The sequence below is a fragment of the Sphingobacterium sp. xlx-130 genome (assembly GCF_011007405.1).
GTDB classification, from domain to species: domain Bacteria; phylum Bacteroidota; class Bacteroidia; order Sphingobacteriales; family Sphingobacteriaceae; genus Sphingobacterium; species Sphingobacterium luzhongxinii.
The window spans coordinates 86142-97898 of sequence record NZ_WFKN01000010.1 but is presented as its reverse complement, the minus strand read 5'-3'; the positions used below and the strand labels follow the sequence as shown (position 1 = coordinate 97898).

Genomic DNA, 11757 nt, shown 5'->3' with positions numbered 1-11757 from the left:
CTAATTTTTGAATTAGTTTTTCCTTGTGTCATGGGTATTTATAAGCGAATGTGAGAAAATAGTACATTAAGTTGATTTGGTTAAATGTTGACTTTCAATATTTAATTGAAAAAGCGCATACTATTTATCAATATGTTGTGTTTAATATTGACTTTATTTCCTTTTAATCAATATATTTGTCTAGTCATTTAGTGACTTTTGTATTATGTCTTTTGACTATAATAACTGTGAAAAACAATTTTATTAGACTCATTTAATTACCCATAAGTGAGTTGTGTGCTATTGATGTATGGAAAAAAATCGGCTACGCTGGATATGGGCGTTGGTACTCGTAATGCTGTTCTGTGGAATGGAAAGGGAGGTGTATGGGCAAAGGGTTTATGCTACAAACTACGGGTTTAGCGAATCTGGGAATGGAGGACTATTCGGAGTACATGCGTACGTTAAAAATCCAGAGAATGCTGTAGGTACGAACTCCACTAATAGTAATTATTGTGAGATTAGTATGTCAGGGCTTTTGGCGCTCTCTCCTAAACATTCTGTCTATCAATTGGAATTCTCGAATAGTGAGGGGAATTTACCTGCTGGAACATCGATCTTCGTAAGATTAGATAATGCGACAAGTGTTAGTCTTTTAGGATTAGCCCTAGTCACAAAAGGTCTAGTCTCTGTATACAAGGATGCTGCTAGTAATAATACTAGTAGTTTGACTGGAACTGCCATTAGTTTAAGCGATGGTGATGTAAGTTTTAATGGAGAATATCTAGTTGTAACTCCCCCTGCTTGTTTTAATGCTATTAGGGTCTCATTGGTAAGCGATGGACTTTTAGGTTTGTTAGCTACAGGAAGTATTAAAATTTATCATGCTTATTTTGAATTGCCAGCTATATCAACGGATAATGAGGAGATTTGCCATAATGAGTCTACATTGTTAAGTATAAGTAATCCGATTTCTTCTTCAGACTGTAACTATAGGTGGTATACCCAAGCTACAGGAGGAACGCTACTTGGTACAGGAACCAGTTTTTTGACACCAAAACTGACTCATAACGTTACTTATTATGTTGCCTACTCTGGCGTAGATCCGGCTAAACTTTCAAGAAAAGCTGTAACCGTAACGGTAAAGCCTAGGCCGCCTGCGCCTAATATTATTCTAATTCCGAATTCACAATATTAATAACCTTAAAATATAAGACTTATGAAAAATCAATTAAACAAGATTCTAACCGCTTTATTACTTTTCTTTTTTGCAGTCACAGCTACTGTACAAGCGCAGGAGGTTACCACGTCGACACCAGATGTTGTCTTTTTCTGTGCCGATGCCGGAAATTATGATCTAGGAGCTTCAACAGCTGTTGGGACTAATCCGCGATGGATTGTCAGGCATAGCCTTACGCCTGTGTTACCGGCAAATTTAGGGAGCATAATACCCGTTGTTTTAAATGGGAATTCTATTCCGGCTGCAAGTTTAGTTACAGGATATTTTTATATCACGTCTATCTCTGATGAGTCCTGTGAATCTTTGCCGGAGACAATATTGGTTTACAAATTTGCTCCGCTAACAGCTTCTATTACAGGGGCAGATGATTACTGTGAGGAATCTCCTAAGATATTTACTGCAACAGCGACGAGTACAGATGGACATACGACGTTTGCGTACCAATGGTATACCTTCGATGGAACGACTGAGACTGCAATATCTGGTGCAACGGGCGCTACATACACACCAATAGGCCTTACAGCAGGAAATACTACTTCCTATAAAGTTAGAATAGGTTATTCGGTTGGTGTTAATAAATATTGTTCAAATTTAAGTGGAGTTGAAGCTGTGACTGTCACTGCGAAACCAACTAAACCAGTTATTACGGTTGAAGGAGTAACAGGCGAAAGCTGGTAAGCTCTTAAAATATTAAACATGCGTAGCCTGCCTTTGTTTTTAGGATTTTTCCTAACTGTGCTGTTGTTTCTTTCAAAAGGAGCCATGGCGCAGCAGGGGCAGATTTTGCATATTGTTCAAGGTAAAAAGGTGACATTACGCGCTGATGCCACACATGCCTTGTCTTACATCTGGTTTAAAAATAATGAACCGCTCAATGGCTTGCATGATCAACGAATCGTGGTCGTAGAGCCAGGGATTTATACAGTTATTGCATTGGGCGATGGTTGTAATTCAGATATGTCAGATCCTGTAGAGATTATTCTAGATCCGGGTGGAGGTGAGGTTACCGTTGATTTGGAAATTCGGAATCTGCCCGAGAAGGGTGTTGTTGCGCTTGGCGAACCGTTCAACTATCAACTGATGGTTTTAAACAACGGTTTGGTAGATGCAACTGATTTGCGGGTTACATTTGACCTTCCAGCGAGTCTGGAGTATCTACACCCTGTCGGTAGCTATGGCGGCGAGGTCGATTTTATCACAAGCTCTAGACAGCTATTGTGGAAAATAGCTGAACTGAAAGCCAAGGAATCTTTGTCGCTTTGGGTTTCTGTCAAAGGTATTGCTGACGGGGATGTGATTACCATGGCTAAAGTGACGGCAAAGGAGATGGGTGGGAGTGCTTTGAATAATGAATCGGAGGCTAAGGTGCGTATTGTTTTCTTTCAAATTCCTAATGTCTTCACGCCCAACGGTGATGGTAAGAATGATGGTTTTGTTATTCAGGGGCTAGAGCTTTTCGAAAAGAAGAAACTCCGCGTATTTAATCGCCATGGTTTTGAGGTGTATCAAAGTGAGAATTATCGGAACGATTGGAACGGACAGGGTCTAGGCTTGGGTACCTATTTTTATATTCTTGAGTTAGAGCGGGAGAACCAGAAAAATCAAGTAATAAAAGGTTATGTCACGATTCTCAGATAGGATATTTTTTTAACGAAACGAGCGGTCAATTTGTACAAATTGACCGCTCGTTTTATAATATCTACCGCTTAGGGGTTTACTTTTTTACAAGCTGCACATAATCCTTCATCACATTCATGCTTTCGTCTAGGATAAAATCAAATTCGACTTTTGGTTGAGGCTGACCTTCTTTCCAAAGAGGCATATTATGTAGCTCTAAAAGCTTGTTAATCCGAGCTCTGTTTTTAGCTTTGTTTATATCGCGTTCCTTTTTCAGTTTATCTTGATTTAAGCTGATTTGAGCTATTGAATCTGATTTGTTAAACTCATCGATATCTTCCAGTAAGAATTTGTATTCTGGAGATTTTTCCATGCGCTTCATATGGGCATCCTGAAGTTGCTGTGTGGTTGTTTTAAGATCAGCAAGGCGGCCAAAAGTAGTGCCTTTAATCTGGTCCCATGGTAAAGCTGCGGGCTCAGAGCTCTCACCGAATTTTTCTGCAACGTATTGCGTTGGGAATGTCACATCCGCATCCACGCCTTTGTGCTGGGTACTGCTTCCTGTCACACGGTAAAATTTGCCTATCGTCACGTTGATCTGTCCAAATTCAGGGGCTCCAGCAGGTGTGTCCGCATCTTTTTCGACTCCTGCCGCTTTCATTAATAATTTATTTGTCGGGCTGATAAATCGGGACATTTGCACCGCAGATTGAACAGTGCCTTTACCATAAGTCGTCGACCCTAAGATAATACCTCGGCCATAATCTTGAATAGCTCCAGCAAAGATTTCTGAGGCCGATGCCGAGAAGCGATTAATGATTACACCAAATGGTCCAGTCCATATTGCTCCTGCATCTTTGTCTTGTTCTACATCCACTCTATTGTTTGTACTACGCACCTGTACAACAGGCCCTTTGTCTATAAATAGTCCCGTCAGTTCGATCGCTTCTTGTAAAGACCCTCCACCATTGTTGCGTAAATCTAAGACTACTGCATCTACATTTTCTTGGCGTAATGAATCTAAGATTAATCTTACATCACGTGTTGTACTTTTATAGTTAGGGTCCCCCTTGCGATAGCCATCAAAATCAATATAGAACTTAGGCAAGTTGATTACCCCAATGCGGTAATTTTTACCGTCTTCACCCTTGACAGTTTTAACTATTTTCTTAGCAGACTCTTCTTCTACAATAATCTTTTCCCGAGTCAACTTTACGATGGTGGGTTGCGCGGATATATCTTGTCCTGCTGGAAGGATCTTTAAGCGTACTATTGTTCCTTTTGATCCTTTAATCTTTGCTACAGCAGCATCTAGGCGCCAACCTACGATATCCTCAAATTCACCGTTGTTACCCTGCGCTACCGCTATGATGCGGTCATCCATTTTTAAGGTTTTCTCTTTAAAAGCAGGGCCTCCAGCAATGATTTCTTTAATAGTGACCATCTCGTTTTCCATTTGGAGGCGTGCACCAATACCCTCTAGTGTGTTAGACATGCCTTCGTTGAATGCTTGTGCAAAAGATGGGTTGTAGTAAGTGGTATGTGGATCTATGGCGTCCGTGAATGATGTCATAATCAATTGAAAGGCATCATTGGCATTTGTTTTCTTCGCTTGAGAAATCAAATTGTTATATCTTTTACGAAGAGTTTCTTTGTGTTTCTCATCTTCATTCTTGCCGTCTGCCGTTGCCATTTTGAGATTCAAAAGGTCAAGCTTGACGCGTTTACGCCATTGGTCTTTTAATTCATTTTCAGACTTGAACCAGTTTAATTTTTCCCGGTTGTTCGTGTAGTTTTCATTTGTGTCAAAGTTGTGCTTGGCGTCGACTTGGGTTAAAGCATATTCCATAGCTTCTAGGTAGCGCTGAGAATAGATGTTAAAGATATAAAATGGAGCAGAAAGGTCTCCTTTTTTCATATCTTGACTGATATTGCTTTTATATTTATTAATGTCATCAATGTCCGACTGGAGTAAGTAATTTTTACCTTGGTCGATCATCTTTACTAGATTGTTAAAAACGATGTTGGATAGAGAGTCACTCGGGCTTACCTTTTTATAACTGTAGTTCTCTAATATCCCCACCACCTCTTTTGCAATTACCTCATGTTGTAAGGTCGGTTTGATATTAATCCCCCCTTCTTCCAGTTGGACGCGAGGCTTTGAGCCACAGGCTACAACGGAAATCAATGCTAATCCAAATACTAAATTTCTAAACATATAGATTGTTTTGTTAAGATTCATTGTTTAAAATATAACGCAAAAATTGTCACACGTTTTGCGAAGGCTAAAAATAGTTAAAAAATACACATGCTAATATCTGTTGGGCGTAATTAATTCACAAACAGGCAAAAAAATGTGTAACTTTTCTAAAACAACTCATTTCTAATCTTCCAATAGTCTTCCAGCAGCTTTTCTGCCTCATCAATTTTGTTTTGCTGTAGATTTATTCGACCCAATTTCTCCGCAATGGCGAGTTGTAGGTATTTGTTGTCTTCTTTTGTTGCCAGGTCAAAAGCCAAGTTTAGCTCTTTCTTGGAAATAACGAGATTTTTCTGGATATATTTTGAAGAAGCCAACATGTATTCTATTTCAGCGAGGTCGTTTGTAAAATTCTTCGCTAAAGCAAGATCCCTTGCCTGAATCAAAAACCACTGGGCCTCGGTGTGTTTGTTTTGCATCTGATATATTTCAGCAAGAACGAGCCATGCTATAGTCTTTCCTTCATATGCTTTAGCTTTGTTGAAAAGGGGGACAGCTTTACGGATAATATTATTTTCTGCCGAATTGTAATCTTTGTCATAGGCTTGTATCAAAGCAATTTTGACTAAGGAACTGGCTTGATCAATGATACTTTTGATTTCTAAGGCCTGTTTGTAATAGGCTTCTTCATATCGTCCGGCATCTAAGTAGTTTTTGTTGTATACCAGTAGCGAAGATAGGTTTGACTGTATAACACCGATGTCTTGAATATTTTGCTGTGCTAATGCTTCTTGAAGGGCTGATTCAAGAATACCTGTCGCTTGACTGGTCTCTTTTTGGAGAATCCGAATTTTCGCATATTCATTGAGGAGACCTGTCGCGATAGCAGGATTCTTTTGGTCGGTATCTGTGTAGATGGCTATCAGTGCATTCCATTCTGCCGTGTTTTTTGGGGCAGGTGTGATGAGTTGTAAAATAGTAGCATTGTTGCCTGTCGTTTTCCAGGACTCAAGAAGCCGTAGGTATTGTAGCGACCTGTTTATGGAGTCTTGGAAGCTTGCTATTTCCATGTAATTGTCCCTTATCTGTTCTTCTTTTGTTCGTGGAGCAGGGAGTATATATACTCTTGGGCCTATACCATCAAAATCACTATCATACTTCTGTATATAACCAGAAGGATCGGGTGTTTTCTGTTGTGCTGATACCGGAGTTACCATCCATATGCCTATTCCTAATAGAGCGACAGATCGCATAGCCAATTTTATAATGCTGTATGTTTGTATCATATAATCAAACTTAGATAAAAAGCTTTGTATTCACGAATGCCAAATCGAAAAACAAAAAAGCTACTACTTATGTCTCACCCGATCACTTAAGGTATTTACTCCTGTAGTCGGGTTAACTCCTTTCTGCAAATTCCGTACCTTTGTAAGGTAAAGAAATCAATCATGGCGACACGCGTACCTTTAGCGGAAAGGCTAAGGCCAAAAACATTACAGGATTATGTAGGGCAACAGCATATTATTGGTGAAGATGCTGTGCTGCATCATGCATTGCTTCGAAAGAATATCCCGTCAATGATTCTTTGGGGACCTCCGGGCGTAGGAAAGACGAGTTTAGCTTATTTAATAGCTAAAGAATTAGGACGGCCATTTTTTAGTCTCAGTGCGATCAAATCTGGTGTTAAGGAAGTTCGGGAAGTGATCGATAAAGCAGAACAATTGATGAATTTCAATCAAGAACAACCTGTTTTATTCATTGACGAGATTCATCGGTTTTCAAAGAGCCAACAGGACTCGCTCTTGGGCGCTGTCGAGCGTGGTTTGGTGACATTGATCGGAGCGACAACGGAAAACCCTTCGTTCGAAGTTATTTCAGCGCTTTTAAGTCGATGCCAGGTGTATGTGTTAGAAAATTTAGAAGCAGCGGATCTTATCGCTCTCCTTCAAAAGGCGATCGCCGAGGATGAATTTCTGAAAAATGACCGCATAGTGGTTAAGGAGTATGACGCATTGCTGCGTCTTTCGGGGGGGGATGCACGGAAGCTGTTGAATGTATTTGAACTGGTCGTGGATGCTGCGGTACCCTATAATACGGCTATAACGAATGATTTTGTCCTTAGGCAGGTTCAGCAGAATATGGCACGATACGATAAGACTGGAGAGCAGCATTATGATATTATATCGGCTTTTATAAAGTCAATCCGGGGGTCAGATCCCAATGCCGCGGTATATTGGTTGGCTCGTATGATTGAAGGAGGAGAAGATCCTTCATTTATTGCTCGCCGATTGTTAATCTTGGCTTCAGAGGATATTGGAAATGCCAATCCCAATGCGCTTTTATTGGCCAATAACTGTTTTCAGGCGGTTAACGTAATTGGCTGGCCCGAGTCTAGGATCATATTATCACAGGCAGTAACTTATTTGGCTTCTTCGGCCAAAAGCAATGCCTCTTATGAAGCGATTAATAAAGCACAAGCACTGGTGCGACAGACTGGGGATCTTTCGGTTCCGCTACATTTGCGTAATGCACCAACGAAATTGATGAAAGAGCTGGATTATGGCACGGAATACAAGTATTCGCATGCTTATCCAGGAAATTTTGTTGTGCAGGAGTTTATGCCTGACCAGATTCGCGGTAATAAACTCTATGAACCAGGAAGTAACGCTTCTGAAGAAAAACTGCGACTGTCCTTGCGGGAAAAATGGAAAGATAAGTACGGTTATTAGTTTCATGGATATTTCATATATAGGTAGTTTGTTTTTAAAGGCTATATGGAATATCCAAAGTATTTTTAGGTGTGTTTGTGCAGCTATTGCCACATGGATATTTCATATTAACAGATTACTTTATACTTTTGTCATAGATGGATACATTTACAGCGATAGATTTTGAGTTGGCGACGTCGGACTATACGAGTGTGTGTGCTGTAGGTATTGTCAATGTGATTGACGGACAGATTAGCAACGAATTTTACAGCCTTGTGCGGCCCCCACAGAATAAATATATGTGGCAAACGACCCGTGTACATGGTATTAAGCCAAAGGACACCCTAGGGGCGCCTTCTTTTGAGGAGTTATATCCCGTTTTGGCTCCTTTATTGTCAGGACAATACATGGTTGCACATAATGAATCATTTGACCGCGCTGTTCTTCAGCGTACGATGAAACTTTACGGTCTAGATTACAAGAACCTTCATTTGCCGGAGGTCTGGGCGTGTACCAGCAATATATACAGGCAAAAGGGATTTGTTAAAACCAAGTTGAGTATCTGTTGTGAATTAATGGGGATTCCGTTAGAACATCATGATGCGCTTTCTGATGCACGCGCATCAGCTTTATTATTTTTAAAACAAGATCATATTCCTGCTACACTGCTACCATAGTTTAGTGGATTAGAATAAATAATTATGTCAAGTATTGTTAATGTTGTATTATCCGGAGGTGTCGGATCAAGGTTGTGGCCACTCTCGCGTAAGTCGCGTCCTAAACAGTATATTCCCTTATTTGAGGGGCAGTCTCTATTTGAGTTGACCGTCTCTCGGAATCAAGGGATTGTGGATCGTACGCTTATGGTCGGGAGTATACAGAATGTTGATTTGGCCAAATCTTACCTGCCGGAAGATACCAGTCAGACTATTGTTGAGGCCACTCCTCGTAATACCGCTGCAGCGATTGCTTTTGCTGCTTTCGCTTGTAATCCAGATGATATTCTTGTTGTAACGCCATCGGATCATCTGATCGAGAATCAACCGCAATATGAGGCTGTGCTGAGGCAAGGTATTGAAATGGCCAAGCAAGACTATCTTGTCACATTTGGTATACAGCCCAATCGACCTGAGACAGGATATGGCTATATCGAATATGAAGACAATTATGTTCTTTCTTTTCGAGAAAAGCCCAATTTGGATACGGCAAAGGAATTTTTGAAGAAGGGTAATTTTTTATGGAATTCAGGGATATTCTGTTTCAAAGCCTCGATTTATCTTGAAGAATTGCTTCGATTCGAACCTAAGGTGTTCAGGACTTCCAAGGAAGCTTTTGAAGCGTCGCATCATGGTGTTTTGTCGGAGGAGTTGTCTGCCAAAATTCCATCCAAGAGCATCGACTATGCTGTTATGGAACGTAGTGAGCGGATTAAAGTAATTCCATCCAATTTTGTTTGGTCCGATATGGGGTCATACGATTCTTTGTACGATTACCTTAAGAAGAAAGGGCATGCTGTTGATTCTGCGGGTAATATGGTGATCGGTACCGACAAGTATGTTTCTTTTCTAGGTGTTCAAGATACAATTTTAGTTCATACAGAGGATGCTATTTTGGTGGTTCAAAAGCAGGCTTCACAAGAGGTAAAGCATCTCTATGAAGAGTTGGAGCAGGGAGCATCTCTCTTATTATAGTATTATTTGTGACGGAGAAAAAAACCATAGCGGTTATAGGGCAGGGATATGTAGGTCTACCACTGGCTCTAGCTTTTGCAGCACATCACCCTGTGTTGGGCTACGACACTTCACTTAGTCGGGTCGTCGAGTTGAACAACGGTGAGGATCGTACTTTAGAAGCCGATGCAGTGTTATTGAAAGAAATGTTGGCATTAGATCTCCATTCGTCTCAACAGCGAGGATATCGAGCCACATCGAACCTTTCTGATATCGCTCGGGCTCAGATTTACATCGTCACAGTGCCCACTCCTATAGATGAGTTTAATGCTCCTGATCTTCGTTTTCTTCAACAGGCTTCTCAAGAGATAGGTAGCGTTATAGAAGTTGGCGATATCGTTATTTATGAGTCTACGGTATACCCAGGCTGTACAGAAGAAGAATGTGTGCCTATTTTGGAAGAAGTCTCCAAATTAAGATTTAATGTGGACTTTTTTGTTGGTTACTCCCCAGAGCGAATTAACCCAGGAGACAAGGTCAACACCTTAGAACAGATCGTTAAAGTTACTTCCGGTTCGACGGGGGAGGCAGCTGAAACTGTGGATGCATTATATCGGAAAATAATCAAAGCGGGTACATATAAGGCTCCCTCGATCAAGGTAGCGGAAGCGGCAAAGGCGATAGAGAATGCCCAGCGAGATGTAAATATTTCTTTTGTGAATGAGTTGGCTTTGATTTTTGACCGGGTTGGGATAGATACCCACGATGTCCTGGATGCTGCGGCAACGAAGTTCAATTTTCTAAAATATAAGCCAGGCTTGGTGGGAGGACATTGTATTTCTGTGGATCCCTATTATTTAGCGCACAAGTCATCTCAACTGGGTTATCATCCCGAAGTTATTCTGTCAGGTCGACGTGTCAATAATCGTATGGCCGAATTTATTGCTTCAAAAGTTGTTAAATTGATGGCGCAAAAACATATAGCAGTCAAAGATGCTAAGGTTTTGATTTTAGGATTGACATTTAAAGAGAATTGTCCTGATATTCGTAACACGAAGGTATTGGATATCTATGAGGAGCTCCAAGAATACGGTGCCGCCCCCGTGTTATACGATCCGTGGGCAGATCCTGGAGAAGTGAGGAAGGAATATAAAGTCGAGTTAATAGCTGCTCCTCAGGGACCTTATGATGCTGTGATTCTCGCTGTTGCACACGCAGATTTTTTAAAACTGGATATTAAAAATATTTTGGCAAGCAAGTCCGTTGTTTTTGATTGTAAATCTGTTTTGGATAGATCTATCGTGGATGCTCGCCTCTAGCTCGATTGTTGACCTTAGTATTTCGACTTTTCTGGCCGCAACCTTTAATTTCTGTCATTTTATATTGATTTTTCCCTACAATTAAGATTCTTTTTCTATTTTTATTCTATTAATTGCTTTAATCGCATTACTCTACCTATTAAAAGCATTTTTGAATGGAATACGGCATAAAATATGTTGTCGGAGAAGACTTGAGGGCTGTAACAAATGATCTTGCATTAAAGAAAGACCATTACACACTATTATTTATTAAGGAGCATGGATGCAGTCTGTTCCTTAATCAAAATTTAATTGATTTTCCTCCTAACAGTTTAATATTTGTACCGTTTGGTACGCAGCTTAAGAGCAATCCCGATGAAAGTCGAGAGTTTGTCTTAATTTATTTTACAGAAGCTTTTTTTTCGCGCAGCGAATGGGATGGGACGTTTCTGCAAAATTTCTTTCGCGTATTACAAGACAGTTCGACTTACCGGGTCCTTAACGTTCCGGATAATTATTTGTTTTATTATCAGTTCGTCCGCGCACATTTGGAAATGGCCAGAAAGCAACCTCCTGAATCTATCCAGCATGTGTTGGCATTTAATATTATTAAGCAGATTTTGCTGTTGGGAGCTGTTTACATAGGGGATCGTGATAGTGCCCAACTGATGGATGAAAGTGAGGCTGTGCAAGTTGTAAATCGTTTTCAGCAACTTATTGCTGAAAATGTGAATCATGAAAAACATGTCGGTTATTATGCCGATCACCTACGAATAAGTCCTCGAAAACTTTCATTATATACCAAAGAGGTGATGAATAAAACGCCTAAGGAACTAATTACGGATGGTTTGATTCGTGTTGCTAAGCGTTTGTTGGCAAACTCAAAGTTAAGTATTAAGCAGATTGCGTGGCAGCTCGGGTATGTGGACGAGAATAATTTTAGTACACTTTTTTCAAAAGAAGCAGGAGTCAGTCCCAAAAAATACCGAAGTGACTGGAAAAAGTAGCAAGGCAGCTCTAATTTTATGATATATGTCACAGTAAG

10 protein-coding genes are annotated in these 11757 nt (G+C 40.4%); 8 read left to right on the top strand and 2 right to left on the bottom strand.

Going from position 1 to position 11757, the window contains the following annotated elements; all coding sequences use genetic code 11:
- Positions 1-289: 289 nt before the first annotated feature.
- From G7B18_RS16290 to G7B18_RS16280, 3 genes are read left to right on the top strand one after another with little or no spacing between them, the layout of a single operon-like run.
- Positions 290-1177, top strand: a complete 888-nt coding sequence (locus G7B18_RS16290) for a hypothetical protein (protein WP_164123474.1) — start codon at positions 290-292, stop codon at positions 1175-1177.
- Positions 1178-1198: 21 nt separating this feature from the next.
- Positions 1199-1897, top strand: coding sequence for a hypothetical protein (locus G7B18_RS16285; protein ID WP_164123471.1), 699 nt, complete (start codon positions 1199-1201; stop codon positions 1895-1897).
- A gap of 18 nt (positions 1898-1915) precedes the next feature.
- A complete protein-coding gene (locus G7B18_RS16280; protein WP_164123469.1) occupies positions 1916-2857 on the top strand; it encodes a gliding motility-associated C-terminal domain-containing protein in 942 nt (313 codons plus the stop codon).
- A gap of 76 nt (positions 2858-2933) precedes the next feature.
- On the opposite strand, the gene G7B18_RS16275 is transcribed toward G7B18_RS16280, so the two are convergent.
- Both G7B18_RS16275 and G7B18_RS16270 read right to left on the bottom strand, forming a co-directional pair.
- Positions 2934-5054 (bottom strand): carboxy terminal-processing peptidase, encoded by a 2121-nt coding sequence (locus tag G7B18_RS16275; protein ID WP_164111517.1) that lies wholly within the window; start codon positions 5052-5054, stop codon positions 2934-2936.
- Between the two features lie 149 nt (positions 5055-5203).
- Positions 5204-6322, bottom strand: coding sequence for a tetratricopeptide repeat protein (locus G7B18_RS16270; protein WP_164111519.1), 1119 nt, complete (start codon positions 6320-6322; stop codon positions 5204-5206).
- 162 nt (positions 6323-6484) lie between these two features.
- Between G7B18_RS16270 and G7B18_RS16265 the strand changes: the two genes are divergently transcribed.
- From G7B18_RS16265 to G7B18_RS16245, 5 genes are all read left to right on the top strand, one after another.
- On the top strand, positions 6485-7765 hold the full coding sequence (locus G7B18_RS16265; protein WP_164111521.1) for a replication-associated recombination protein A: 1281 nt from the start codon (positions 6485-6487) through the stop codon (positions 7763-7765).
- 137 nt (positions 7766-7902) lie between these two features.
- Positions 7903-8421, top strand: coding sequence for a 3'-5' exonuclease (locus tag G7B18_RS16260; protein WP_164111523.1), 519 nt, complete (start codon positions 7903-7905; stop codon positions 8419-8421).
- 24 nt (positions 8422-8445) lie between these two features.
- Entirely contained in the window at positions 8446-9435 is a 990-nt protein-coding gene (locus G7B18_RS16255) for a mannose-1-phosphate guanylyltransferase (RefSeq protein WP_164111525.1), read from the top strand.
- Positions 9436-9443: 8 nt separating this feature from the next.
- Entirely contained in the window at positions 9444-10733 is a 1290-nt protein-coding gene (locus G7B18_RS16250; protein ID WP_164111527.1) for a nucleotide sugar dehydrogenase, read from the top strand.
- Positions 10734-10888: 155 nt separating this feature from the next.
- The gene (locus G7B18_RS16245; protein WP_164111530.1) at positions 10889-11719 is read left to right on the top strand and encodes a helix-turn-helix domain-containing protein; all 831 of its coding nucleotides are present in this window, start codon (positions 10889-10891) and stop codon (positions 11717-11719) included.
- The last annotated feature ends 38 nt before the right edge of the window (positions 11720-11757 follow it).